The sequence below is a fragment of the Streptomyces sp. NBC_00440 genome, from assembly GCF_036014215.1.
In the GTDB taxonomy this organism is placed as follows: Bacteria; Actinomycetota; Actinomycetes; order Streptomycetales; family Streptomycetaceae; genus Streptomyces.
In genome coordinates this window covers 348,987-375,155 of the sequence record NZ_CP107921.1, presented here as the reverse complement: position 1 = coordinate 375,155, position 26,169 = coordinate 348,987, and the positions used below count along the sequence as shown (strand labels likewise).

The 26,169-nt window shown below is 71.1% G+C and carries 23 protein-coding genes; 17 read left to right on the top strand and 6 right to left on the bottom strand.

The annotated features are described in order from the left end of the window. The first annotated feature begins 39 nt into the window (after positions 1-39). The 4 genes from OHB13_RS01670 (at position 40) to OHB13_RS01655 (ending at position 5,542) form a co-directional block, all read left to right on the top strand. Positions 40-1,146 carry an NAD(P)H-dependent flavin oxidoreductase gene (locus tag OHB13_RS01670; protein ID WP_266860013.1) on the top strand — a complete coding sequence of 369 codons (1,107 nt, stop codon included), beginning with the start codon at positions 40-42 and terminating at the stop codon, positions 1,144-1,146. Then, a complete protein-coding gene (locus OHB13_RS01665) occupies positions 1,146-2,708 on the top strand; it encodes an acyl-CoA synthetase (protein WP_328375025.1) in 1,563 nt (520 codons plus the stop codon). The genes OHB13_RS01670 and OHB13_RS01665 overlap by 1 nt, the downstream gene beginning before the upstream one ends. 83 nt (positions 2,709-2,791) lie before the next feature. Next, on the top strand, positions 2,792-3,889 hold the full coding sequence (locus OHB13_RS01660) for a calcium:proton antiporter (RefSeq protein ID WP_328375024.1): 1,098 nt from the start codon (positions 2,792-2,794) through the stop codon (positions 3,887-3,889). A gap of 111 nt (positions 3,890-4,000) precedes the next feature. Beyond that, positions 4,001-5,542, top strand: coding sequence for a fatty acyl-CoA synthetase (locus tag OHB13_RS01655; protein ID WP_328375022.1), 1,542 nt, complete (start codon positions 4,001-4,003; stop codon positions 5,540-5,542). Positions 5,543-5,667: 125 nt separating this feature from the next. On the opposite strand, the gene OHB13_RS01650 is transcribed toward OHB13_RS01655, so the two are convergent. Next, the gene (locus OHB13_RS01650; protein ID WP_328375020.1) at positions 5,668-6,141 is read right to left on the bottom strand and encodes an ArsI/CadI family heavy metal resistance metalloenzyme; all 474 of its coding nucleotides are present in this window, start codon (positions 6,139-6,141) and stop codon (positions 5,668-5,670) included. A gap of 78 nt (positions 6,142-6,219) precedes the next feature. Here OHB13_RS01650 and OHB13_RS01645 point away from each other — a divergent pair, with 78 nt between their 5' ends. Together OHB13_RS01645 and arsB are read left to right on the top strand one after the other, a co-directional pair. Continuing rightward, a complete protein-coding gene (locus tag OHB13_RS01645) occupies positions 6,220-6,618 on the top strand; it encodes an ArsR/SmtB family transcription factor (RefSeq protein WP_328375018.1) in 399 nt (132 codons plus the stop codon). Continuing rightward, a complete protein-coding gene (gene arsB, locus OHB13_RS01640; RefSeq protein WP_328375016.1) occupies positions 6,615-7,706 on the top strand; it encodes an ACR3 family arsenite efflux transporter in 1,092 nt (363 codons plus the stop codon). The genes OHB13_RS01645 and arsB overlap by 4 nt, the downstream gene beginning before the upstream one ends. On the opposite strand, the gene OHB13_RS01635 is transcribed toward arsB, so the two are convergent. Beyond that, positions 7,707-8,201 (bottom strand): SRPBCC family protein, encoded by a 495-nt coding sequence (locus tag OHB13_RS01635; protein WP_328375014.1) that lies wholly within the window; start codon positions 8,199-8,201, stop codon positions 7,707-7,709. Positions 8,202-8,248: 47 nt separating this feature from the next. Here OHB13_RS01635 and OHB13_RS01630 point away from each other — a divergent pair, with 47 nt between their 5' ends. After that, a complete protein-coding gene (locus OHB13_RS01630; RefSeq protein ID WP_328375012.1) occupies positions 8,249-8,857 on the top strand; it encodes a TetR/AcrR family transcriptional regulator in 609 nt (202 codons plus the stop codon). Positions 8,858-8,990: 133 nt separating this feature from the next. On the opposite strand, the gene paaK is transcribed toward OHB13_RS01630, so the two are convergent. Further along, positions 8,991-10,301: a phenylacetate--CoA ligase PaaK gene (gene paaK, locus OHB13_RS01625; RefSeq protein WP_328375010.1), complete on the bottom strand. Its 1,311-nt coding sequence runs from the start codon at positions 10,299-10,301 to the stop codon at positions 8,991-8,993. Positions 10,302-10,709: 408 nt separating this feature from the next. Between paaK and OHB13_RS01620 the strand changes: the two genes are divergently transcribed. Beyond that, positions 10,710-11,924: an NAD(P)/FAD-dependent oxidoreductase gene (locus OHB13_RS01620; RefSeq protein WP_266860072.1), complete on the top strand. Its 1,215-nt coding sequence runs from the start codon at positions 10,710-10,712 to the stop codon at positions 11,922-11,924. A 132-nt stretch (positions 11,925-12,056) separates the two neighbouring features. Here OHB13_RS01620 and OHB13_RS01615 read toward each other — a convergent pair whose 3' ends face one another. Then, positions 12,057-13,364, bottom strand: a complete 1,308-nt coding sequence (locus OHB13_RS01615) for an MFS transporter (protein ID WP_328375008.1) — start codon at positions 13,362-13,364, stop codon at positions 12,057-12,059. A gap of 70 nt (positions 13,365-13,434) precedes the next feature. On the opposite strand from OHB13_RS01615, the gene OHB13_RS01610 reads away from it, so the two are divergent. Further along, positions 13,435-14,529, top strand: a complete 1,095-nt coding sequence (locus tag OHB13_RS01610) for a GlxA family transcriptional regulator (protein WP_328375006.1) — start codon at positions 13,435-13,437, stop codon at positions 14,527-14,529. Here the strand turns inward: OHB13_RS01610 and OHB13_RS01605 are convergent. Further along, on the bottom strand, positions 14,490-16,112 hold the full coding sequence (locus OHB13_RS01605) for an acyl-CoA synthetase (RefSeq protein WP_328375004.1): 1,623 nt from the start codon (positions 16,110-16,112) through the stop codon (positions 14,490-14,492). The genes OHB13_RS01610 and OHB13_RS01605 overlap by 40 nt on opposite strands. 206 nt (positions 16,113-16,318) lie before the next feature. On the opposite strand from OHB13_RS01605, the gene OHB13_RS01600 reads away from it, so the two are divergent. The 7 genes from OHB13_RS01600 to OHB13_RS01570 all read left to right on the top strand — a co-directional run bounded on the left by OHB13_RS01600 (position 16,319) and on the right by OHB13_RS01570 (position 23,083). Further along, complete coding sequence (locus OHB13_RS01600) at positions 16,319-17,119, top strand: crotonase/enoyl-CoA hydratase family protein (RefSeq protein WP_266860080.1); 801 nt, start codon at positions 16,319-16,321, stop codon at positions 17,117-17,119. A gap of 109 nt (positions 17,120-17,228) precedes the next feature. After that, a complete protein-coding gene (locus OHB13_RS01595; RefSeq protein ID WP_328375002.1) occupies positions 17,229-18,206 on the top strand; it encodes a Zn-ribbon domain-containing OB-fold protein in 978 nt (325 codons plus the stop codon). Next, entirely contained in the window at positions 18,206-19,252 is a 1,047-nt protein-coding gene (locus OHB13_RS01590; protein WP_328375000.1) for a thiolase domain-containing protein, read from the top strand. Before OHB13_RS01595 ends, OHB13_RS01590 begins: the two co-directional genes overlap by 1 nt. Then, positions 19,249-20,448, top strand: a complete 1,200-nt coding sequence (locus tag OHB13_RS01585; protein WP_328374998.1) for a thiolase domain-containing protein — start codon at positions 19,249-19,251, stop codon at positions 20,446-20,448. Before OHB13_RS01590 ends, OHB13_RS01585 begins: the two co-directional genes overlap by 4 nt. Before the next feature lie 128 nt (positions 20,449-20,576). Beyond that, positions 20,577-20,819, top strand: coding sequence for a DUF397 domain-containing protein (locus tag OHB13_RS01580; RefSeq protein ID WP_266860088.1), 243 nt, complete (start codon positions 20,577-20,579; stop codon positions 20,817-20,819). A gap of 190 nt (positions 20,820-21,009) precedes the next feature. Further along, the gene (locus OHB13_RS01575; protein ID WP_266860089.1) at positions 21,010-21,510 is read left to right on the top strand and encodes a hypothetical protein; all 501 of its coding nucleotides are present in this window, start codon (positions 21,010-21,012) and stop codon (positions 21,508-21,510) included. A 241-nt stretch (positions 21,511-21,751) separates the two neighbouring features. Then, positions 21,752-23,083: an N-acetylmuramoyl-L-alanine amidase gene (locus OHB13_RS01570; RefSeq protein WP_328374995.1), complete on the top strand. Its 1,332-nt coding sequence runs from the start codon at positions 21,752-21,754 to the stop codon at positions 23,081-23,083. Between the two features lie 164 nt (positions 23,084-23,247). Here the strand turns inward: OHB13_RS01570 and OHB13_RS01565 are convergent, their stop codons facing one another. Next, complete coding sequence (locus tag OHB13_RS01565) at positions 23,248-24,387, bottom strand: aminoglycoside phosphotransferase family protein (protein WP_266860092.1); 1,140 nt, start codon at positions 24,385-24,387, stop codon at positions 23,248-23,250. A gap of 233 nt (positions 24,388-24,620) precedes the next feature. Here OHB13_RS01565 and OHB13_RS01560 point away from each other — a divergent pair, with 233 nt between their 5' ends. Then, positions 24,621-26,120, top strand: a complete 1,500-nt coding sequence (locus OHB13_RS01560) for a DNA-binding protein NsdB (RefSeq protein WP_328374993.1) — start codon at positions 24,621-24,623, stop codon at positions 26,118-26,120. The last annotated feature ends 49 nt before the right edge of the window (positions 26,121-26,169 follow it).

Genomic DNA, 26,169 nt, shown 5'->3' with positions numbered 1-26,169 from the left:
CTCTTCCCTCGGCTGCTCCGCTGGGGCATCCTGCGCCCCATGGAGACGGAGCTGAGCAAGAAACTGGGGATCGAGCACGCAATCTTCGGCTTCACGCCCTTTCCCGCCGTGGCCGCCGCCATCACCCGGGCCGGCGGATTCGGGGTACTCGGAGCGGTCCGGTACACCGCCCCCGACGAACTGGCGCGTGATCTCGACTGGATGCAGGAGCACACCGGCGGGCTGCCGTACGGCCTCGACGTCGTCATGCCCGCGAAAAAGGTGGAGGGGGTGACGGAGGCCGAGGTCGAGGCGATGATCCCGGAGGGGCACCGCCGGTTCGTGGAGGAGACCCTCGCCAAACACGGGGTTCCCGCGTGGCCCGAGGGGGAACCCTCCGGCTGGCGGATCACCGGGTGGATGGAACAGGTCGCCCGCAACCAGCTCGACGTCGCCTTCGACTATCCGATCAAACTGCTCGCCAACGCCCTCGGCTCGCCGCCCGCCGACGTCATCGAACGCGCCCACCGCCACGATGTCCTGGTCGCGGCACTGGCCGGCAGTGCCAAGCACGCCCGCCGCCATGCCGAGGCCGGCATCGACATCGTCGTGGCCCAGGGGTACGAGGCGGGCGGCCACACCGGGGACATCGCCTCCATGGTGCTGACACCCGACGTGGTCGATGCCGTGTCCCCGCTGCCGGTGCTGGCCGCCGGCGGGATCGGCAGCGGGGAGCAGATCGCCGCCGGTATCGCGCTCGGCGCCCAGGGCGTCTGGCTCGGCTCGCTCTGGCTCACCACGACCGAGGCCGAGATGCACTCCCGCGCCCTCACCCAAAAGCTCATCGAGGCGGGCTCCGGCGACACCGTGCGCTCCCGCGCGCTCACCGGAAAACCCGCCCGTCAGCTCCGTACCGAATGGACCGACGCCTGGGACGATCCCGCAGGGCCCGGCACTCTGCCCATGCCGCTCCAGGGTCTGCTCGTCGCCGACGCGGTCTCCCGGATCCAGAAGTACGAGGTCGCGCCGCTGCTCGGCACCCCGGTGGGCCAGATCGTCGGCCGGATGAACTCCGAACGCGGTGTCCAGGAGGTCTTCGACGAACTGACCCGCGGCTTCGAGCGGGCCGTCGACCGGATCAACCGCATCGCAGGACGGAGTCACTGATGGCAGCGAAGGACAGCGGAACCCCCAACGGCTTCTGGGCCCAGGCCACCGCCGACCCCGGCCGCACGGTCGTGATCGCACCCGACGGCGAGGAGTGGACCGCCGGACGGCTGCACACGGCCGTCAACCAGCTGGTGCACGGACTGCGCGCCGCCGGTCTGGAGCGCGGGGACGCCTTCGCGGTCGTCCTGCCGAACAGCGTCGAGTTCCTCACCGCGTATCTGGCCGCCTCGCAGGCCGGTCTCTATCTGGTCCCGGTCAACCACCACTTCGTGGGTCCTGAGATCGCCTGGATCGTCTCCGACTCGGGGGCCAAGGTCCTCATCGCCCACGAGCGGTTCGCCGAAGCGGCGACCACAGCGGCGGACGAAGCCGGGCTCCCCGCGACCCACCGGTACGCGGTCGGCGCCATACCGGGCTTCCGTCCCTACGGCGAACTCCCCGGCGGGCAGCCGGGATCCGTACCGGAGGACCGCACTCTCGGCTGGGTGATGAACTACACCTCGGGCACCACCGGACGGCCCCGCGGCATCCGCCGGCCGCTGTCCGGCAAGCTGCCCGAGGAGACCTACCTCGGCGGGTTCCTCGGGATCTTCGGGATCAAGCCCTTCGACGGCAACGTCCACCTCGTCTGCTCGCCGCTCTACCACACCGCCGTGCTCCAGTTCGCCGGCGCTGCCCTGCACATCGGCCACCCCCTGGTCCTGATGGACAAGTGGACGCCCGAGGAGATGCTGCGCGCCATCGACGCGCACGGATGCACGCACACGCACATGGTCCCGACCCAGTTCCACCGCCTCCTCGCCCTGCCGGACGAGGTCAAGGGGCGGTACGACGTGACGTCGATGCGCCATGCCATCCACGGCGCCGCGCCCTGCCCCGACCACGTCAAGCGGGCGATGATCGAGTGGTGGGGCCACTGCGTCGAGGAGTACTACGCGGCCAGCGAGGGCGGCGGCGCCTTCGCCACGGCCGAGGACTGGCTGAAGAAGCCGGGCACCGTCGGCAAGGCCTGGCCCATCAGCGAACTCGCCATCCACGACGACGACGGCAACCGGCTGCCGCCCGGCGAACTCGGCACCGTCTACATGAAGATGTCCACCGGCGGCTTCAGCTACCACAAGGACGAGGCCAAGACGGCGAAGAACCGCATCGGCGACTTCTTCACCGTCGGCGATCTGGGCCTGCTCGACGAGGACGGCTACCTCTTCCTCCGCGACCGCAAGATCGACATGATCATCTCCGGCGGGGTCAACATCTACCCGGCCGAGATCGAGTCCGCGCTGCTCACCCACCCCGCGGTCGCCGACGCCGCGGCCTTCGGCATCCCGCACACCGACTGGGGCGAGGAGGTCAAGGCCGTCATCGAACCGGCCGAGGGCGCCGAGCCCGGCGATGCGCTCGCCGCCGAGATCCTCGCCCACTGCGAGTCCCGGCTCGCCGGGTACAAACGCCCCAGGACCGTCGACTTCATCGAGACGATGCCTCGCGACCCCAACGGCAAGCTCTACAAGCGGCGGCTGCGCGAACCGTACTGGGAGGGCCACGAGCGCGCCGTCTGACCTCTCCGGGCGGAGCCCTGCCGTCCCGCCCGGCAGGGCGGGCTCGCCGGGCAGCCGCTGATCATCTCTGCCAGCGTGGCCCCATGAGAGCGCCGAGCCGGGCCCTGGCGGCACAGTGGACCACCGCGGTCCCTGTGGTCGCTGTCGTGGCCCTGATCCTCAGCTGGGGCCGCGATCTGCCGGTCTTCGCCGTGGTCCTGGTGGCGCTCTGCCTGGCCGGAGCGGTGCTGGCCGCCGTGCACCACGCCGAGGTGATCGCCCACCGGGTGGGGGAACCCTTCGGGTCACTGGTGCTGGCGGTCGCCGTCACCGTCATCGAGGTGGCGCTCATCGTCACACTGATGGCCGACGGCGGCTCCAAGTACTCCTCACTCGCCCGGGACACCGTCTTCGCCGCGGTGATGATCACCTGCAACGGGATCGTGGGTCTCTCCCTGCTCGTCGGCGCGGTACGCCGCGGGGTCGCCGTCTTCAACGCCGAGGGATCGGGCACCGCGCTGTCCGCCGTGGCGGCGCTCGCGACCCTCACTCTGGTCCTGCCGACGTTCACCAGGACGCCGGGACCGGAGTTCAGCGGCCCGCAGCTGGCCTTCGCCGCCATCGCCTCACTCTGCCTGTACGGCCTCTTCGTCGCCGTCCAGACGGTGCGTCACCGGGACTACTTCCTGCCCGTCACCCAGGAGGGCGAGATCCAGGACGAGGACGGCCACGCGGCGCCGCCCGGCCGACGGGCCGCCCTGCTCAGCCTCGGGCTGCTGCTGGTCGCGCTGATCGCCGTGGTGGGCAACGCGAAAGCCATCTCGCCGACCCTGGAGTCGGGCGTCGCCGCGGCGGGGCTGCCCCACGCGGTCGTCGGCGTGGTGATCGCGCTTCTCGTGCTGCTGCCCGAGACGCTCGCCGCGGTAAGGGCGGCGCGCCGCGACCGTGTCCAGACCAGCCTCAATCTGGGGCTCGGCTCGGCCATGGCGAGCATCGGACTGACGATCCCCGCCATCGCGCTGGCCTCGGTCTGGCTCACCGGCCCGCTGCTGCTCGGCCTCGGAGCCACCCATATGGTGCTGCTCGCGCTGACCGTGGTGGTCGGCGCGCTGACCATCGTCCCCGGCCGGGCGACCCTGATGCAGGGCGGTATCCACCTCGCGATCTTCGCCGCCTTCGTCTTCCTGGCCGTCAGCCCCTGAGCCGGGGCGCGCTGTCGCCGGGAGCCGACGGCCGGCCGCTGGTGGTCCCGCCGTTCACTCACCCGGGACGGCTCCCTTGACCGGGCCCCCGGTGAACCGCAGGATCACGCCATGACACAGGACCACGCCACGACACACGCCACGACAGGTGTACGCGCCAGCACGGTCGACGGAATCCTGCGCCGCAGCGCGCGGCGGGTGCCCGGGCGTACCGCGGTCCGGTACGGGGACCGCTCCTGGACCTACGCGGCCCTCGACGAGGCCGTCAGCACGGCGGCCGCCGTCCTGACAGGACGCGGGCTGCGGACCGGCGACCGGGTCGCCTCCTACGGCAACAACTCGGACGTCTATCTCATCGGCTTCCTCGCCTGCGCCCGGGCCGGGCTGATCCATGTCCCGGTGAACCAGAACCTTTCGGGTGACGAACTGGCCTACATCCTGGGCCAGTCGGGCAGCGCGCTGGTACTCGCCGACCCCGGCCTCGCCGACGCCGTACCGGACGGGTTCCCGGTGCTCCTGCTGCGCGGGGGCGACGACTCGCTGCTGACCGCGCTCGGCGCTCCCCGCTCCTTCACCCCCGAGCGCCCACCCGGCTCCGAGGACCTGGTGCAGCTGCTCTACACCTCGGGCACCACCGCACTCGCCAAGGGCGCGATGATGACGCACCGGGCGCTCGTCCACGAGTACGTCAGCGCCATCACCGCCCTCGGCCTTCAGGAGTCGGACCGACCGCTGCACGCGCTGCCGCTGTACCACTCGGCCCAGCTGCACGTCTTTCTGCTGCCGTATCTGGCGGTGGGAGCCGAGAACACGATCCTGGACGCTCCGGACGCGGCCGAGGTGTTCCGGCTGGTCGAGGCCGGGCTCGCGGACACGCTCTTCGCGCCGCCCACCGTGTGGATCGGCTTCTCGCACCACCCCGGCTTCGCCACCCGCGATCTGAGCGGGCTGCGCAAGGCGTTCTACGGCGCGTCGATCATGCCGGTACCCGTCCTGGAACGCCTGCGGGAGCGGCTGCCCGGTCTGGCCTTCCACAACTGTTTCGGCCAGAGCGAGATCGGCCCGCTGGCCATGGTCCTGGGGCCGGACGAGCACGAGGGGCGGATGGACTCCTGCGGCCGGCCCGTTCTCTTCGTGGAGGCCATGGTGGTCGACGAGAACGGCGACGAGGTACCCGACGGCACGGCGGGCGAAGTCGTCTACCGCTCACCGCAGTTGTGCGAGGGCTACTGGGGCAAGCCCGAGGAGACCGCGGAAGCGTTCCGCGACGGGTGGTTCCACTCCGGCGATCTCGCGGTGCGCGACGCCCAGAGGTACTTCACCGTGGTCGACCGGCTGAAGGACGTCATCAACTCCGGAGGCGTACTGGTCGCCTCACGCCAGGTCGAGGACGCGCTCTACACCCACCCCGGGGTCACCGAGGCAGCGGTCGTCGGACTGCCCGACGACCGCTGGATCGAGGCGGTCACGGCCGTGGTCGTGGTGTGCGACGAGATCACCGAGGCCGAACTGCTCGCCCACGCCCGCGCATCCCTCCCGCACTTCAAGGCCCCGAAGCGGGTCCTGTTCGTGGACTCGCTGCCGCGGAACGCCAGCGGGAAGATCCTCAAGCGCGAGCTGCGGGACCGCTTCGCGGATCCACGATCCGCTTGAACGTGCCCGCCGGCCGTTCGAGCGTTTCGGGGTCAAGCCGGCAACTTTCCAGGGCGATGCCGGGTTCGAGCCGGCGGCCTTCGAGAGCAGCGCCAGGTCATTTCACAGTCCAGGAGGGCGATGAGTCAGCTGCCGCATGCGCAACCAACTGCTGCAGGGGAGGGATCCGTAGGAGCGGGCTCGCTGCTGCAGCACGCGTTGCCCTCCAGGACAGGACTCTTGCCCAGCTGGTCTGCGTCGGCCTTGACAACGTAGACCTCCCACGGCTCCTTGCCGGGGGCGTGCACCCACACCTTGTCCTGTAGGGCGTAGCAGCACGAGGTGTCGTTCTCCTCGAAGGTGGCCAGGCCGGCGTCCTTGAGACGAGTCGTTGCGGCGGTCACCTGCTCGGTGGCTTCCACCTCTACGCCGAGGTGGTCGAGGCGGGTCTCCTGTCCGGGCTCGCCCTCGATCAGGACGAGCTTGAGCGGCGGCTCCGTAATGGCGAAGTTGGCGTATCCCGCACGCCGCTTGGACGGTTCGGTGCCGAACAGCTTCGAGTAGAAGGTCACCGACGCTTCAAGGTCGCTGACGCGCAGGGCGAGCTGTGCACGGGACATGGCAGGGCTCCGATCGGCTGTATTGATGTCCATCGATTCAAGGTTGCATCTTGAATCGATGGACGTCAACATAGAAGCATGTCGAAACAAGAGCTTGCGGTGCTCGGCCAGACCGACGAGACCGGCGCCTGCTGCCCCGGGCTGCTGGCCGCCCCCCTCAACGAGGGACAGGCCGTGGAACTGGCGAAGGTCTTCAAGGCGCTGGGCGACCCGGTGCGGTTGCGCCTGCTGTCGCTGATCGCCTCGCGCGCCGGCGGCGAGGTCTGCGTCTGCGACCTGACCCCCGCCTTTGACCTGTCGCAGCCGACGATCTCGCATCACCTCAAGCTGCTTCGGCAGGCCGGCCTCATCGACTGCGAGCGCCGCGGTACGTGGGTCTACTACTGGCTGTTGCCCGAGATGACGGACCGCCTCGCAGGCATCCTGACCCGCCCCGCCGGCGAACCCCTGCCCACGCCCGCCGAGGTGACCGCGTGAGCCCCGCGCCCGAGCGGGCGGTCGCCGGCCGCCTCTCCTTCCTCGACCGCTACCTCGCCGTGTGGATTCTCGCCGCGATGGCGCTCGGCCTCGGTCTCGGCCGCATCGTGCCCGGCCTCGGGGACGCGCTCGCCAAGGTCACCGTGACCGGCGTATCACTGCCGATCGCGCTCGGCCTGCTCGTGATGATGTACCCGGTCCTCGCCAAGGTGAGGTACGACCGGCTCGACACCGTCACCCGCGACCGCCGCCTGCTGCTGCCCTCACTGCTGCTGAACTGGATCGTCGGACCGGCGCTCATGTTCGCGTTGGCGTGGCTGTTCCTGCCCGACCTGCCCGATTACCGCACGGGTCTGATCATCGTGGGGTTGGCACGCTGTATCGCCATGGTGATCATCTGGAACGACCTCGCCTGCGGTGACCGCGAGGCCGCCGCCGTCCTGGTGGCGCTGAATTCGGTGTTCCAGGTGATCGCGTTCTCTGCCCTCGGCTGGTTCTACCTGTCCGTGCTGCCGGGATGGCTCGGCCTCGAACAGGCCGGCCTCGACGTATCCGTGTGGGAGATCGCCCGAAGCGTACTGATCTTCCTCGGAATCCCGCTCGTCGCCGGTTACCTCACGCGCCGAATCGGCGAGAAGGCCAAGGGCCGCGCCTGGTACGAGGCGAAGCTGATCCCGCGCATCGGGCCGTTCGCCCTGTACGGGCTGCTGTTCACGATCATCGTCCTGTTCGCGCTGCAAGGCGACGCAATCACCTCGCAGCCGCTCGACGTCGTCCGCATCGCGTTGCCGCTGCTCGTGTACTTCGCGATCATGTGGGCCGGATCGATGGCGGTCGGCCGTGCCGTGGGACTCAACCACCCGCGTGCCACGACGCTCGCGTTCACCGCCGCCGGCAACAACTTCGAACTGGCCATCGCGGTAGCCATCGCCACGTTCGGCGCCACGTCCGGGCAGGCACTCGCCGGTGTGGTCGGCCCGCTCATCGAGGTACCCGTACTGATCGGCCTCGTGTACGTCGCGCTGTACGCCCGCCGCTTCTTCACCGCCCCCGCGCCCCTGGCCGAGGAAGACCGCGCCCCTGTCTGACTACGCATGCCCTCCGTGTTGTTCGTCTGCCTCCGCAACGCCGGCGGGCACGTGGTGCGCCAACTCGGTGGCCAGGCGTCGCATGGCCACCGAGTTGGCGCGCCGCATCATGGTTCGAACGGCGGGGGCCAGCAGCCGGTCGGCGAGAGGGGCGTGCACCCACCTGTAGGTGAACGAGATGTGGGTCCCGCCGGTTCGCAGCGGTTCCATGGCATAGGTGCCGTGGGCCACGCGCCGGCCGGCCGCGCTGACGTTGCGTTCGACGATGCGCCGCGGCACATCGGCCTCCACGACCTCGATGGTGACGTCGCTCTTGGTGCCGCCCAGAGCGGCGGTCACCGTCACGCACGATCCGATGCCGCGGGCAGGGCCGTTGTAGCGCCAGTCGGTCAGGTAGTGGTTGGTGAACCGCTCGTGGTGAGCCATGACATCGAGGAAGTCGTAGACCTGCTCCGGCGTCTGAGGTACGTGGATCGACACGGTGACAGACTTCATGTACCACACGGTACATGCGGCATGTACCGATTGGTACACTCGCGGCCGTGGTGAATACGGACGACTCGCATCCCGGCGGCAAGGCCGGGCAAGGCACCCACGGGGACCGGCGCGCACAGCTGGTGGACGCGGCCGTCGATCACGTCGCGGCACACGGCATCGCGGACCTGAGCCTGCGCCGCCTGGGCGCTGCGATCGGCGTCAGTCATCGCATGCTGATCCACTACTTCGGCTCCAAGGAACAGCTGTTCGTCGAGATCGTCCGGACGTCGGAGCGACGTCAGCGCGATCTTCTGTCCCGGCTCCGCCTGGAGCCCGGTCTCTCGCCCGTCGGCATCGCGCGCCGGCTGTGGCAGCAGCTGACGGACCCTCGGCTGGCCGGTCAGGAGCGGCTCTTCTTCGAAATCTGCGGGCAGGCGCTGCGAGGCCGCCCCGAGGCGGCTCCGGTTCTCGAAGGGCTTGTGAAGGACTGGCTGGAGCCGCTCGTGGCCGCCGAGGTCAGCGCGGGAGCGGACCCTGCCGTGGCCCGGAGACGCGCCAGACTGGGACTCGCCACTGTCCGCGGTCTACTGCTTGACCTGCTCGCCACCGGTGACCGTGCCGGCGTCGACGCGGCGATGGAGGAGTTCCTCCGGCTGTACTACGGCTCGGAGTGACGGACACCGAACGGCTGAGCGGGACCGTGCACCCCCGCTGAACCGTCGTTTCCACCCACGGGGTGGGGAAGAGCCCCGGTATCGCAGCCCCGGAAGCCTTCGGCACCGGGGCTGTGCCACCCTCCGATCCACTTCACGCGCCGCGCGGTGACTCCACGGGACCGCTCCGCAGGTCCACGATCCGCTTGAACTTGCCCACCGACCTCTCCAGCGTGTCGGGGTCGACCACCTCGACCCCGACCGAGATCCCGATGGAGTCCTTGACGCCGGCCGCGACCGAACGGGCCGCGGCCTCCCGTGCCTCCGGCGTGGCGTCCGGCCTGGCTTCCGCCCGTACGGTCAGCGCGTCCATCCGGCCCTCGCGGGTGAGGCGCAGCTGGAAGTGCGGGGCGAGGCCGGGGGTGCGCAGCACGATCTCCTCGACCTGGGTGGGGAAGAGGTTCACCCCGCGCACGATGACCAGGTCGTCGCTGCGCCCGCTGATCCGCTCCATCCGCCGGAACACCCTGGCGGTGCCCGGCAGCAGCCGGGTCAGGTCCCTGCTCCGGTAGCGGATCACCGGCATGGCCTCCTTGGTGAGCGAGGTGAAGACCAACTCCCCCTGCTCGCCGTCCGGCAGGACCTCACCCGTGACCGGGTCGACCACTTCCGGGTAAAAATGGTCCTCCCAGATATGGAGGCCGTCCTTGGTCTCCACGCACTCCTGGGCCACGCCGGGCCCCATGACCTCGGAGAGGCCGTAGATGTCGACGGCGTCGATCGCGAAGCGTTCCTCGATCTCGCGCCGCATCTCCTCGGTCCATGGTTCCGCGCCGAAGATACCGACCCGCAGTGAAGTGGACCTGGGGTCGATGCCCCGGCGCTCGAACTCGTCGAGCAGGGTGAGCATGTAGGTCGGTGTCACCATGATGATCTCGGGGCGGAAGTCCTGGATGAGCTGCACCTGGCGGGCCGTCATCCCGCCGGAGGCGGGGATCACCGTGCACCCGAGGCGTTCGGCGCCGTAGTGGGCTCCCAGGCCGCCGGTGAACAGCCCGTAACCGTACGCCACATGGACCTTGTCGCCGGGCCTGCCGCCCGCCGCGCGGATGGACCGGGCCACCACGTCCGCCCAGGTGGACAGGTCGCGCTCGGTGTAGCCGACGACCGTCGGGCGGCCCGTCGTGCCGCTGGAGGCATGGATGCGCCGTACGTCGGACTGCGGTACGGCGAACATCCCGAACGGGTACTGGTCGCGCAGGTCGGCCTTGACGGTGAACGGGAAGCGGGCCAGGTCGGCGAGTGTGCGGCAGTCCTCAGGGCGCAGCCCGGCCCTGTCGAAGGACTCACGGTAGAAGGGCACGTTCTCGTACGCGTGCCGGAGCGTCGCGCGCAGCCGCTCGGTCTGAAGCGCTTCGAGCTCGTCGCGGCTGAGCCGCTCACCCGCGTCCAGCAGGGCTGTCATGTGGTCACTCCCGTCCCGATGTCCCCGACCGGCCAGCCAGCCGACCGATCATTCGGTCGCTCTGCTGTGATCAGTAATTCAGGAGCGGGCCGGAGCGTCAAGAGGTGCGCGCGGGTGAATGCCCGGCCGGGCACGGGCTCCGGAGGCAGGCATTCGACGGCGCCCGGCCGCCGTGGCCCCAGGGGTGGCCGAGCCTGAAGCAGGGGCCGTCCGCGGTCCCCGGAGCGCCAACTCCCGGGCAGGGGTGCGGGGTGGCATTGGCGAGGTCGGGGCACGGGTGTAAATTTTCGGACGTTCACTCACCGTGGTGTACGGCGCGGCGCCGGGCACCGTGACGATCGGAGCGGCCATGCGCATCACCACCGAAGAGGACGGGCGCCGCGGCGCCGGACTGCCCGGGGCCCTCGCGTGAGCGGTCCGCGCCGGGTCGTGGTCGTCGGCGCGTCCGCCGCGGGCCTCGCCGCGGCGGAGGGGCTGCGCCGGTCCGGTTACGACGGTGGGCTCGTGCTCGTCGGCGAGGAGGCGCACCTTCCGTACGACCGCCCGCCGCTCTCCAAGCAACTGCTCGCCGGTGAGTGGGCGGCCGACCGGGTCCTGCTGCGGAGCGCCGATGCGCTGGCCGACCTGGACATCGAGCTGCGCTCCGGCACCAGGGCCCGGGCCCTCGACCCGGCCGCCCGGGAGATGGACACCGGCGAGGGCGGCACCATCGGCTATGACGCGCTCGTCATCGCCACCGGAGTCCGGCCCAGGGTGCTGCCGGGCACGGACGGCATCGCGGGGGTTCATGTCCTGCGCACGCTGGACGACGCGACAGCCCTGCGCGAGTCGCTCGCCGGCCGCCCGCATCTGGTGATCGTCGGCGGAGGCTTCATCGGCGCCGAGGCCGCCGCCGTCGCCCGGGAGGCCGGCTGCGAGGTCACGCTGGTGACCGACCGGGCGGTGCCGCTCGCCGACGCGGTCGGCCACGACATCGGGAGCATGCTGACGGAGGTGCACCACGAACACGGTGTACGGACCGTGACCGATGCCCTCGTCGAGAGCATCGTCACCGATGGCGGCCGTGCGACGGGCGTACGCCTCTCCGACGGCCGCACCCTCGCGGCTGACGCCGTGCTCGTCGGCATCGGGGCGCGGCCCAACACCGAATGGCTCGCGGGAAGCGGGCTCCGCCTCGGCGACGGCGTCGAGTGCGACGCCACCCTCCGCGCCGCCGAGCACATCTGGGCCGCCGGCGACGTGGCGTCCTGGCCCGACGCGGTGACCGGGGAGCGGCTGCGGATCGAGCACCGCACCAACGCATCCGAACAAGGCCGCGCGGTCGCCCGCAACATCCTCGCCGGAGAGGCGGCCACCGCCTTCACCACGGTGCCCTTCGTCTGGTCGGACCAGTACGACCTCAAGGTCCAGATCCACGGCAGGACCCGGGGCGCCGACCAGGTGCACATCGTCGAAGGGAGCCTCGCCGAGCGGAAGTTCACCGCACTGTTCGCCCGTGCGGGACAGGTCTGCGGCGCGGTCGGTGTGAACATGATCCGTCCGCTGCGCACCCTCCGCCCCCTGGTCGCGGCCCGCACACCGTGGGCGGAGGCACTCGCACCGCAGGGAGCCGGGGCCGCCTGATCCCCGTCCGCCGGGGGCGTCGCGCCGCCCCCGGCGGACCTTCCGGGGACCGTGGCTCCGACCGCCACGGCGCCGTACCGGGCCACGGTCACCGGAACTCCGCCCCGCCACCGGGCCGTACCGGAGGCTGGGTCACCGGAACCCCGGGCCCGACACGGTGCCGCACCGGCCGGCGGGCCGCGCGATCACCAGCGCGAGCAGCGCACCGGCGCCGCAGACCGCGCCGATCGCGACCCACAGCGGGTCGTACGAACCGAACGCGTCCCGTGCCACCCCGCCGAGGAACGCGGCAAGCCCGGCGCCCAGTTGGTGCGCGGCGGCCACCCAGCCGAAGACGATCGCACTGTCCGCCCCGTACAACTCCCGGCAGAGCGCGAGAGTCGGCGGCACGGTGGCCACGTCGAGCAGCCCGAAGAGCCCCACGAAGGCGACCATCGGCGGCTGGACCGTGGCCGACATCAGCACCGGCAGGCAGAGCAGCGTCACCCCGCGCAGCGCGTAGTACACGGCGAGCAGCCTGCGCGGGTCGAGACGGTCCGTCAGCCAGCCGGAGAGGACCGTGCCCGCGACGTTGAAGACACCGATCAGCGCGAGCAGCGAGGACGCGGCGGTCGCGGGCATCCCGTGATCATGGGCGGCCGGTGTGAAGTGCGTCCACATCACGCCGTTGGTCGAGGCGCCGCAGATCCCGAAGGTGGCCGCGAGCAGCCAGAACGGGGCACCCCGCGCCACCGCGCCCAGGACCCGCACCGTACGGGCGGCCGCACCCGGCAGGGCGGCCGGCTTCGGGGTGAACCGCTGGGCCCCGTAGGCCCGTACGCCCGCATCGGCGGGGTGGTCCCGCAGCAGCACCAGCGCCAGAGGCAGCGCCGCGCACGCGACCAGTGCCAGCAGCACCGCGGCCGTCCGCCACCCGTGGCCGTCGACCACCCACGAAAGCACGGGCAGGAAGACGAACTGGCCGAAGACCCCGGCGGCCGTGAGCACCCCGCTGACCAGCCCGCGACGCCGGACGAACCAGCGCTGGGTGACGGTCGCCGCGAAGGTCAGCGCTATCGCACCGGAGCCGAGTCCGATCAGCAGGCCCCAGGTCAGTACGTACTGCCAGGGGGCGCTCATCGCGGTGCTGAGCAGGGCGCCGACGGCGACGGCGGCCAGCGCCGCGCCCACCACCCTCCGCATCCCGAACCGGTCCATCAGCGCGGCCGAGAACGGGGCGACGACCCCGTACACCACCATGTTCACCGAGGCCGCCAGACCGATCTCCCCGTGCGACCAGCCGAACTCCCGGCGCAGCGGCTCCGTGAACAGCCCCGCCATCGTGGTGAACGCCCCCGCCGCCACGATCGCCAGCGCCGCAACGGCCGCGACCGGCCAGGCGGGATGCAGCCGCCCGCGCCTCGTCGGGCCACCCGTGTACTTCGTCGCGATATCAGCCATGCACCGACCCTGCGCCCCTGCCACGACCGGTACCAGTGGCGAGATGGACATGATGTGCAAGGATCTCGCCATGACTCTCTTCGGTGACGGAGCAGGCCCCGGCGGGCGCCACCGGGTGGCCGTCCTCGTGCGCCACGGGATGCTGCCCATGGAGCTCGGAATCGTCCACCGGCTGTTCAGAGGCGCGGTGTCGGCGGCGGGCGAGCCCCTGTACACCGTCCTGACCTGCACGGTCGAGCCGGGGGAGATCCGGACCGAGGCCGATGTGACCGTCAACGTCACCCTCGGGCCGGAACTGCTCACCGAGGCGGACACCGTGGTCGTCCCGGCATCGGACGAGGACTACTCCCCGCGCGAAGCCCCGTATCTGCCGCCCGCGCTCGCCGACGCCTTCGCGCGGATCCGCCCCGGGACCCGTCTCGCCTCCATCTGCACCGGCTCCTTCGTGCTGGCCGCGGCCGGATTCCTGGACGGCAGGCGCGCCACCACCCACTGGCGCTCGGCCGCCGATCTGCGGCGGCTCCACCCGGCGGTGGACGTCGATCCCGATGTGCTCTACACCGACGACCGGGGTGTCCTCACCTCGGCCGGCGTGGCCTCGGGCATCGACCTCTGCCTGCACATGATCCGCAGCGACCACGGCGCCGCCGTCGCCAACGCGGTGGCCCGCGCCACGGTGGTTCCGCCCCACCGCGAGGGCGGCCAGGCGCAGTTCGTGCCCTGCCCGGTCCCGGCACCCGCACCGCTGCCGACCGGCGCGGCGCGCGCCTGGGCGCTGGAGCACCTGGGGGAGCGCATCACCCTGGACGCGCTGGCGGCCCGCGCCTCGATGAGCACCCGCACCTTCTCGCGCCGCTTCTGCGAGGAGGTCGGCCTCACCCCCGTCCAGTGGCTCACCCAGCGCCGTGTCGACCTGGCCCGACAGCTCCTGGAGGAGACCGACCTGCCGGTCGACCGGGTGGCGGCGGACGCCGGGTTCGGGACCGCTGCCTCCTTCCGCAACCATCTGCACGAGGCGCTCGGGGTGTCCCCGAGCGCCTACCGTGCCACCTTCCGCGGTTCCGGTTCCGGTCCCGTCCGGCCCGGTCGCCCGTACGCGGATCAGCCGGCTCGCCCGGACACGCTTCAGTCGGCGGCGACCGCCACCCCGCGCGCCCAGCGGTAGTCGGCCTTGCCGCTCGGCGAGCGCTGGATCTCCGGGGCTATCACCAGCTGCCTGGGCACCTTGTACCCGGCGATCTTGCTGCGGCAGTGTGCCTGGATGTCGTCCAGGCTGGGTTCGTCCGCCCCCGGGCGTACCTGCACCACGGCCGCCACATGGTTGCCCCACCGGGCGTCCGGCACCCCGGCGACCAGGGCGTCGTACACATCGGGGTGGGACTTGAGCGCCTGCTCGACCTCTTCCGGATACACCTTCTCGCCACCGGTGTTGATGCACTGCGAGCCGCGCCCCAGGACGGTGACGATGCCCTCCTCGTCGACGGTCGCCATGTCGCCGAGCAGCACCCACCGCTCGCCGTCGCTCTGGAAGAAGGTCTCGGCGGTCTTCTCCGGGTCGTTGTAGTAGCCGAGCGGGACATGCCCGCGCTGCGCGATCCGGCCGACCTCGCCGACGGCCACCTGCCGGCAGGTGGCCGGATCGACCACCGCGGTACGGGAGTTCATCCGCAGCCTGAACCCCTTGTCGGGGCCGGAGTCGGGGGTCGCCGTTCCGTTGAACCCGGACTCCGACGAGCCGAAGTTGTTCAGCAGCATCGCCGTCGGCACCAGCTCCTGGAACTGGGCGCGCACCGTCTCCGACATGATGGCGCCCGAGCTGGAGACGCTGAACAGTGAGGAGCAGTCGGTGCCGCTGAGCGGGCCGCTGAGCGCGTCGATCAGCGGTCGCAGCATCGCGTCGCCGACCAGCGAGACACTGGTGACCTTCTCCTTCTCGATGGTGCGGAGCACCTCTTCCGGGGCGAACTTCCGGTGGATCACGATCCGCTGGCCGAAGTTGAAGGCGATGAAGGCGGTCAGGGTGGAGGTGCCGTGCATCAGCGGGGGAGTGGGGAAGAAGGTGATCCCGTCGCCGCCCGCGGCCACCCGCTCCGCCAGTTCCTCCGGCGCGCCGACCGGCTCGCCGGTGGGGGCGCCGCCGCCGAGGCCGGAGAAGAACAGGTCCTCCGCACGCCACATGACGCCCTTCGGCATCCCGGTGGTGCCCCCGGTGTAGATGATGAACTGGTCGTCGGCCGACCGGGGCCCGAAGCCGCGCTCCGGGGATCCGGCGGCCTCCGCATCGGCGTACGCCACCGGCCGGACGCCGGGCTCCGGCGCCCCCTCGGGGGGCTCGCCGACTCGTATCAGATGGCGCAGCTTCTCGGTCTTCGGCAGCGCCGCCGCGACCCGCTCGGTGAACTCGCCGTCGAAGACCAGCGCCGCCAGATCCGCGTCCCGGTAGAGGTAGACCAACTCCTCTTCCACATAACGGTAGTTGACATTGACCGGCACGACACGTGCCTTGAGGCAGGCGAGCACGGTCTGCAGGTACTCCACCCCGTTGTACAGATGCAGCCCCAGGTGCTCGCCCGGGCGGATACCGCTGTCGGCCAGATGGTGCGCGATCCGGTTGGCCGCCTCGTCCAGCGCGGCATACGTGAGCCTGCGCTCCGCGCCCGTACCGGGATGGTCGATGAACACGAGCGCCTCGCGGTCCGGGACCGCGTCGACGACGGACTCGAACAGGTCGGCAAGGTTGTACTCCACCACATCTCCTGACGCCGGCGTCCAATGACCCGGCGTCATTACAGCGCCGCGCGCGGAAAGTGGGAAGGCCCCCCGCGAAGAAATCTGACTGACTGTCAGAAAACTATTGAACTGCAACCCCGCCTCCTGCAACCTGTCTACGCGCCGCTCACCGATCCGGCTCACATCCTCTGAGGGCGCCCAGGTCTTGAAACGGGAGGACGGTCATGGGTGGTACGGAACACCTCACCGTGCGGCGCGAAGGCGCCACGCTGGTGCTCACTCTGAACAGGCCGGAGGCGAAGAACGCGCTCTCGCTGCCGATGCTGGTCGGGCTCTACGACGGCTGGCTGGCGGCCGACGAGGACGACGAGGTCCGCTCGGTGGTGCTCACCGGAGCGGGCGGCGCCTTCTGCGCCGGCATGGACCTCAAGGCCCTGGCCGGCGCGGGGATGGAGGGCGAGCAGTACCGCGACCGCCTCAAGGCCGACCCCGATCTGCACTGGAAGGCGATGCTGCGCCACCACCGGCCCCGCAAACCGGTGATCGCCGCGGTCGAGGGCCACTGCGTCGCCGGAGGCACCGAGATCCTCCAGGGCACCGACATCCGGGTCGGGGCCGAGAGCGCCACCTTCGGCCTCTTCGAGGTCAGGCGCGGACTCTTCCCGATCGGCGGCTCCACGGTGCGCCTTCAGCGCCAGATCCCCCGCACCCACGCGCTGGAGATGCTGCTCACCGGCCGCCCTTACACCGCGGCCGAAGCGGCGGCCGTCGGTCTCATCGGCCATGTGGTGCCCGACGGCACCGCGCTGGAGAAGGCCCTGGAGATCGCCGCGCAGATCAACGCCTGCGGGCCGCTCGCCGTGGAAGCCGTCAAGGCCTCGGTCTACGAGACGGCCGAACTGACCGAGACCGAGGGGCTGAAGGCCGAACTGGACCGTGGCTGGCCCGTCTTCGACACCGCGGACGCGAAGGAGGGCTCACGCGCCTTCGCCGAGAAACGGCCGCCCGTCTACCGCAGGGCCTGACCGTGCGCCGCATTCCGCACCGGCCCCCGGCCGGCACCGGTTCCCCTTCCGACGCTCCGGCACCCGCCGGACGAGCCCCCGCCCGCAGCGGAGAATTTGGAGCCCACCCATGACAGCCGCTCCCTCACCGGAGGTGCTCCGCGCCCCCCTCGTCGTCGAGTTCCCCTTCACCCGCTCCCTCGGACCCGTGCAGAGCGCCTTCCTCACCGGGCTGCGCGAGCGCACCGTCCTGGGGGTGCGGACCGGCGACGGCACGATCCTCGTCCCACCCGTCGAGTACGACCCCGTCACCGCCGACGAGATACGCGACCTGGTCGAGGTCGCCCCCACCGGCACCGTCACCACCTGGGCCTGGAACGCGTCCCCGCGCCGCGGCCAGCCACTCACGACCCCCTTCGCCTGGGTCCTGGTGAAACTCGACGGCGCCGACACCGCACTGCTGCATGTCCTCGACGCCCCGGGACCCGACGCCGTGCACTCCGGGCAGCGCGTACGCATCCGCTGGGCCGCCGAGCGCACCGGAGCCATCACGGACATCGCCTGCTTCGAGCCGTATGAGAGCGAGAGCGAGAGCGAGGGCGCGGGCGGGACCGCCGCGCCCGCACACAGCGGACTGTTCGACGACCTCGTCACCGGCATCACCGCCCCCGCACGCCTCGACTACGTCTACAGCCCCGGCCGCGCGCAGACCGACTACATCAACGCGCTCGCCGACCGGAAGACCGTCGGCGAGCGCTGCCCCTCCTGCGCCAAGGTCTACGTACCCCCGCGCGGCGCCTGCCCCACCTGCGGAGTCGCGACGACCGACCGGGTCGAGGTCGGCCCCGCAGGCACCCTCACCACGTACTGCATCGTCAACATCAAGGCCCGCGGCCTCGACATCGAAGTGCCCTACGTCTACGGGCACATCGCCCTCGACGGCGCGGGCCTCGCGCTGCACGGCCGGATCGGCGGCATCCCGTACGACCAGGTGCGGATGGGACTGCGCGTCGAACCGGTGTGGACCGAGGGCGCCCGCTTCCCCGACCACTACCGGCCCACCGGCGAGCCCGACGCCGACTACGACACGTACAAGGAGCTGATCTGATGCGGGACATCGCGATCGTCGCCTTCGCACAGAGCGACCACCTGCGGCGCACCGACGAGTGCTCCGAGGTCGAGATGGTGATGCCGGTCCTGCACAGCGTGCTCGCGCAGACCGGGCTGAAAACCAGCGACATCGGCTTCACCTGCTCCGGGTCGAGCGACTATCTGGCGGGCCGGGCCTTCTCGTTCACGATGACGCTCGACGGCGTCGGAGCCTGGCCCCCGATCTCCGAGTCCCATGTGGAGATGGACGGGGCCTGGGCGCTGTACGAGGCGTGGGTGAAACTGCTGACCGGCGAGGCCGACACCGCCCTCGTCTACTCCTACGGCAAGTCATCGCCCGGATCGGTCAGGGACGTACTGACCCGGCAGCTCGACCCCTACTACGTCGCCCCGCTCTGGCCCGACTCCGTCGCGCTCGCCGCGCTCCAGGCGCAGGCGCTGATCGACGCCGGCGAGACCGACGAGCCCGCGCTCGCCGGGGTCGCCGCCCGCAGCCGCGGCGACGCGGCCGACAACCCGCACGCCCAACTCCCGGGCGCCCGGCCGCAGGGCGACTACCTCGTGCAGCCGCTGCGCACCGGCGACTGCCCGCCCATCGGGGACGGCGCGGCGGCCGTCGTGCTGGTGGCGGGCGACCGGGCACGCGACCTGTGCGAGCGTCCCGCCTGGATCCGGGGGATGGACCACCGCATCGAGGCCCACAGCCTCGGCGTACGCGACCTCACGGACTCGCCGTCCGCCCGGCTGGCCGCCGAACGGGCCGGGGCCTTCGAGCGCCCCGTCGACACCGCCGAACTGCACGCGCCCTTCACCTCCCAGGAGGTCGTCCTGCGCAAGGCGCTCCGGCTCGGCGACGACGTACGCGTCAACCCGTCGGGCGGCGCCCTCGCCGCCAACCCCGTCATGGCGGCCGGGCTCATCAGGCTCGGCGAGGCCGCGGCCCGGATCCAGCGCGGTGAGTCCGACCGGGCCCTCGCGCACGCCACATCCGGCCCGTGCCTGCAACAGAATCTGGTCGCCGTCCTCGAAGGAGAGGCCCAGTGAGTAACCAGCCCGCGAACAACCGAGGCGCGACCGGCAAGGAGCCCGTGGCCGTCGTCGGTATCGGCCAGACCCACCACGTCGCCGCCCGGCACGACGTGTCCATCGCCGGCCTCGTCCGCGAGGCCGCCGCGCGTGCCCTGAACGACGCCGAACTGACCTGGGCGGACATCGACGCCGTCGTCATCGGCAAGGCCCCGGACTTCTTCGAGGGCGTGATGATGCCGGAGCTCTATCTGGCGGACGCGCTGGGCGCCGTCGGCAAACCCATGATGCGCGTGCACACGGCCGGCTCGGTCGGCGGATCGACCACGCTCGTCGCCTCCAACCTGATCGCCTCCCGGGTGCACAGGACGGTACTCACCCTCGCGTTCGAGAAGCAGTCCGAGTCCAACGCCATGTGGGGCCTCTCCCTCCCCGTACCGTTCCAGCAGCCCCTGCTCGCCGGAGCCGGCGGGTTCTTCGCCCCGCATGTGCGGGCCTATATGCGCAGGGCCGGGGCGCCCGACACGGTCGGCTCGCTCGTCGCGTACAAGGACCGCCGTAACGCGCTGAAGAACCCCTACGCGCATCTGCACGAGAAGGACATCACCCTGGAGAAGGTCCAGGCTTCCCCCATGCTGTGGGACCCGGTCCGCTACTCCGAGACCTGCCCGTCGTCGGACGGAGCGTGCGCGATGGTCCTCACCGACCGTACGGGGGCGGCCCGTTCGCCACGGCCGCCCGCCTGGATGCACGGCGGCGCGATGCGCAGCGAGCCGACCCTCTTCGCGGGCAAGGACTTCGTCTCCCCGCAGGCGGGCAAGGACTGCGCCGCCGATGTCTACCGGCAGGCCGGGATCACCGACCCGCGCCGGGAGATCGACGCCGTCGAGATGTACGTCCCGTTCTCCTGGTACGAGCCGATGTGGCTGGAGAACCTGGGCTTCGCGGACGAGGGCGAGGGCTGGAAGCTCACCGAGTCCGGCGCCACCGAACTGGACGGCGACCTTCCGGTGAACCCCTCGGGCGGAGTGCTCTCCACCAACCCCATCGGCGCCTCCGGCATGATCCGGTTCGCCGAGGCCGCCCTCCAGGTGCGCGGCGCGGCCGGGGAGCACCAGGTGGACGGCGCCCGCAAGGCGCTCGGGCACGCCTACGGCGGCGGCTCGCAGTTCTTCTCCATGTGGCTGGTCGGCTCCGAACCGCCCACCGGCTGACGGCTGGGGGCTGACGGCTGGAGGCCGGGGGCATTCGATCGGATCAGGCACCGAACAGCTGTGGCCTGTCCGTCGCCCGTACGGATCGCTAGGGTGGCCACGGACGACGAACCGGGAGGAGCACGGACGTGGGCGAGAGCACCACCCCTCAGCGGACCCTTGCGGGCTGGGACAAGCCGGACCTCGATCTCACCGACGCGGACTGGCAGTCGGGGAGCCAGGGGCGGGGCGACGTGCAGATCGCCTTCGTGGAGGGCTTCATCGCGATGCGCAACAGCGGTAAACCGGGGAGCCCGTCACTGATCTTCGATCCGGGCGAGTGGCGGGCCTTCGTCCTGGGCGCCCGGGAGGGCGACTTCGACCTGACCTGACGGCCGCCCCGGTGCCCGGGTCCGCAGTGTGCCGGTGCGGGCCGCAGGCGCCCGTGGCACCCGGTGCACAGGGTGTGCCCACCGGCCTACGCTGAGCTTCGCCGCGGGAGGGTGTCAGGACGATCAGGGCCGGTCCGCACAGCCCCGGCCCCGGCTTCGCCGGGCCGGCGGGGCCACGTACCATGGCTGTATGTCCTTCCTCCGCCGCCGCAGCGCCGCCACTCCCGCGGGCCCGGACTTCGACGTCCTGGCCATGGACCCGGGTGACTGGCCCGGAAACCTCGGCGCCGGACTCCTTCCCGCACCCGACGGGACCTGCCAGGGCGTCTTCCTGCGGTACGACCTCTTCGGCGGCCGCGGCCCGGCGATGATCATCGGGAATCTGCCGGAGGGCTCGCCCGCCCGTGAGGTCGCCGATGGCCAGATCCCCTTCGAGGTGGCGCAGCTGCTCGTGGCCCTGGAGAACGACGAGCCCATCGAGGTGCTCGACACCGAGGACATGCCGGTGATGCAGGGCGACAACCTCCTCATCGTGCGGCGCCTGAAGCTCTCGGAGAGCCGGATCTCCTGCGTCCAGTTCGACCGCAGCGACAAGGTCCTGGTCACCATCGCCAGCTGGGACCGGCCGATCACCGACGACCTGTACGCCCTTCTGAAGCCGCTGCCCGCGGAGATGTTCCAGCAGGGCTGAGTCCCGCGCGCCAGGACCGGCAGGGACGAGCACCCCCGTACGTAAAGGTCCGGTAACACGGCTCTGTCAGAGCCTGGTTGCCGCGCCCTTCGCGCTGGTCATCGGCCATGCCAGTGGTCTGGACAACTGTTTCAACAGCCGCCCTGTGCGGCGCTCTTGACGTGCCATCACTCACGTCGGAGAGTGCGCCCATACCGTTCGAGAGATCACCACGGCGCAACTCCCGGCAAGAAGGGCCGTCATGACGTCCAAGCAGCGGATCAGACTCGCGCTCGCGCTGACCACCGCGAGCACCTTCGGCCTCGCCCTGATCGGCCCGGCGGCGCAGGCGAGCCCCCCGAGCACCCGGCCGGAGTGCCCCCGCACCCTCGACTGCGAGTGGGCCCCCGCCGCCTATCAGCAGACCGGGGATCCCGCCGACAAGGAGACGTACGGCAACTACGACACCGCGGACCGCCCGCACACCGGGAAGATCAAGTACATCGTCCTGCACGACACCGAGGAGACCTTCGACAAGACGCTGCAGATCTTCCAGGACCCGCACAGCCAGACGTCCGCGCACTACGTGGTCCGCTCCGGCGACGGTCATGTGGCGCAGATGGTCAAGGACAAGGACATCGCCTGGCAGGCGGGCAACTGGTACATCAACCAGCAGTCCATCGGGATCGAGCAGGAAGGCGTGGCGGCCGACGGCTCCACGTGGTTCACCCCGGCGATGTACCGCTCGACGGCCGCCCTCGTACGCTATCTCGCGGCCAAGTACGACATCCCGCTGGACCGCCAGCACATCATCGGCCACGACAACGTCCCGCCCACCAGCACCGCCGGGACGGCGGCCATGCACTGGGACCCCGGGACGTACTGGGACTGGGACTACTTCATGAAGCTGGTGGGCAGGCCCACCGTCCCGACCGCCTCGCCCCACAGCCAACTCGTCACCATCAGCCCGGTGTTCAAGGAGAACATCCAGGAGTTCCGCGACTGCGAGAAGAACGTGGACCTCCCGGCGCAGGCATCGAGCGCGGTGCCGCTCCACACCGGGCCCTCCACCGGATCACCGCTCTTCTCGGACCCGGCACTGCACACCGACGGCAAGCCCGGCACCAACTGCATCGCCGACTGGGGCAGCAAGATCAGCGCATCGCAGCAGGCCGTGGTCGCCGGCCACGCGCCCGGCTGGACCGCGATCTGGTGGTACGGCCAGAAGGCCTGGTTCCAGAGCCCGGCGCACACCAGGACCACCACACCGACCTCCGGATACGTGGTCAGGCCGAAGGCCGGCCGGACCGATGTGCCGGTGTACGGGGTGGCCTACCCCGAGAAGAGCGAGTACCCGGCGGACTTCACCGCCGCCCGCCTCGGCACGCCCCTCCCGTACACGATCAAGCAGGGCCAGGCCTACCCCGGCGGCGGCGAGGCGCCCACCGGCTACTACTACGCCCCGACGATCGACGCCTCCTACCCGTACGACCACACGTACTTCCCCGGCGCCACCAAGTACGTGACCGTGCAGATCGGACACCGGGTGGCCTTCGTCAAGGCGTCCGACGTCGACATCGTGCGCACCCACTGACGACCACTCAGCTCCGTGCGCACCCACTGACGGCCACTCGGTTCGGCGGCCGGCTCCGGCGGAGACCGCACACGAACAGCACGGTGCGCGCCCGGTGTGTCGGCACCGGGCGCGCACCGTGCTTCCCCCTCACCCCTCAGGAGCCTGGCGTCGGGCCCCGCGGTTCAGCGGGTCCCGACAGCCGCGCGGACGGCGCGGCGGGCCAGGGCGCAGTCGTCGTGCAGCCGCCTGAGCAGCAGGCGCTGCTCCTCGCCGTGCGAGAGCACGCCGGGCTGCGGCTGATGGCCCGCGCCGGTGGGCGCGGCCTCGCGGATGGTGCGCTGGACGGCCGTCTCGTACGTACGGATCTCACGGGTCAGCACCAGCATCAGGTTCACCAGGAAGGCGTCCCTGGCCGCGGGGCCCGCGGCCTGCGCCAGCTGGCTGATCTGACGCCGTGCCACCGGCGCCTCGCCCAGCACGGACCAGAGCGTCGCCAGGTCGTACCCGGGCAGATACCAGCCCGCGTGCTCCCAGTCGACCAGTACCGGGCCCGCCGGTGACAGCAGGATGTTGGAGAGCAGCGCGTCACCGTGGCAGAACTGGCCCATGCCCTGCCGGCCGCCGGAGTACGCGAGACCGTGCAGCAGCTTCTGGAGGTCGCCGAGGTCCCGGTCGGTGAAGAGACCGAGCTCGTGGTACCTGGCGATCCGGGAGGCGTAGTCGAGGGGCTGGCCGAACAGCCCGCCCGGCGGCCGCCAGGCGTTCACCCGGGTCACCGCGCCGAGCACGGCCCGCAGATCCGCACGCGGCGGGGTGTCCACGGGGTGGCGCTGAAGTGCCGCAGCCCGTCCGGCCATCCGCTCGATCACCAGGGTGCAGTTCTCGGGATCCGCGGCGATGAGCCGCGGAACCCGGACCGGTGGGCGGTGCCGGACGAACGTGCGGTATGTAGCTATTTCGTGGCGGAAGCTCTCCGCCCAGGCGGGGGACTGGTCGATCAGACACTTGGCAACTGCCGTCGCCCGCCCGGTCGTTCCGACGAGTAGAACCGAACGGCTGCTCCGGCGCAGTATCTGGACGGGGTTGAACTCCGGGCAGATGCGGTGCACCGAAGCGATCGCCATCCGCAGCTGCGCACCCTGGGGGCCGGACAAGTCGAGCCTCCCGCTGAGCGGTTGGGTGCCCGGTCCCGCCGCCCGCCGGATCCGCCCGGTGCCGAGCGCCGCAGCGGCGTGGGAGGGATCCAGGAACGGTCCGCCACCGGCAGGGAGGGAACGGTGCGGCCGGGATGGGGCGGACACGGAGGACGATGCTGTGTACATGGGGAAGACAGATCCCTTCGTGTGCCGACGGGTTACGTGCGCTGCCCGCCCCGGTGGCCGGTGCGTACCCTGGGGAGTACGGTCCGGCCACCGGGTCGGGGTGGCGCGTTCCTACCTCACAACGGCCTGCGGGTGGCACACCATCTGGCGGACCCTGGCGGACCCTGGCGAATAGTCGCAAGGCATCTGACACAGGGTTACTGTCGAACCAGCCGAGAACCTGGGGGCTTGACGTGACCGGAGAACCCAACACCCGCCTGGCAGACCTGTTCGGCCTGGCCGGCTGGTCCAAGGGCGAACTCGCGAGACTCGTGAACCGGCAGGCGGCCGTCATGGGCCACCAGCAGCTGGCGACCGACACCTCGCGGGTCAGGCGCTGGATCGACATGGGCGAGAGCCCGCGCGACCCGGTACCGAAGGTGCTGGCAGCCCTGTTCACCGAGCGGCTCGGCCGTGTCGTGACCATCGAGGACCTCGGGTTCGTACGGCCTGGGCGCGCTGGGAAACGGCAGACCGTCGGGAACGCGGAAGAGACAGCGAACCCGGACGGCCTCCCGTGGGCGCCAGAACGGACGGCTGCGGTCCTCACCGAATTCACGGGAATGGACCTCATGCTCAACCGACGCGGCTTGGTGGGCGCGGGCGCTGCGCTTGCCGCAGGCTCCGCACTCAGCAGCGCCATGCACGACTGGCTCCACACCGATCCGGCCCTCGCTTCGGACGCCCCACGCATCGACCGCCCCCTGCACGCCGAGCCCGCCGCCTCCGACCGCTACGAGGCCGCGCCCATCGGGTCGCAGGAGATCGAGGCGCTGGAGCACTCCGTCGAGATCTTCCGCGCCTGGGACGCCTCACGCGGCGGCGGACTCCAGCGCAAGGCGGTCGTGGGCCAGTTGAACGAGGTGGGAGGCATGCTCTCCTACCACCACCCCGACTCCCTCCAGCGGCGCCTGTGGGGTGTCGCTGCCAACCTCGCCGTACTCGCGGGCTGGATGTCCCACGACGTCGGCCTCGAACCCACGGCCCAGAAGTACTTCGTCATCGCCGCCCACGCGGCGCGCGAGGGCGGCGACCGCCCACGTGCCGGTGAGGCGCTGTCCCGCGCCGCCCGCCAGATGGTCCACCTGGGCCGTCCCGACGAGGCGCTGGATCTGATGAAGCTCGCGCAGAGCGGCTCCGGCGAACGCAACCTGCCGCGCACCCGCGCCATGCTGCACACCATCGAGGCCTGGGCGCAGGCTTCGCTGGGCCACGGCCAGGCCATGCGGCGCACGCTCGGTGAGGCCGAGGAGCTGTTCGTCTCGGACCGCGGCGACGAGCCCGCACCGAGCTGGATGCAGATGTTCGACGAGGCGGATCTCCACGGGATGCAGGCGCTGGCGTACCGCACACTGGCGGACCACGATCCGTCCGCTGCGGCCATCGCCCAGGGCCACGCCAAGCGGGCGCTCGAACTGCGGATCAACGGCCGCCAGCGCTCGAAGATCTTCGACTACATCTCGCTGGCCTCCGCCTGCTTCATCGCGGACGACCCCGAACAGGCCGACCGTTACGCCCGGCTGGCACTGGTGTCGATGGGGGAGACCTCGTCGCACCGCACCTGGGACCGGCTGCGTGAGATGTACCGGCTCACCGGGCAGTACGCGCGCCACGGGAGCATCCAGGAGCTGCGGGAGGAGATCCGGCTCGCCATGCCCCAGCAGGTGAAGCGTCCCCGGAACGCCCAGGCGTAGCCGGGCGACGGGGAGACGGGCGGAAGGCGGCGGAGCGAGGAGGGGGTGT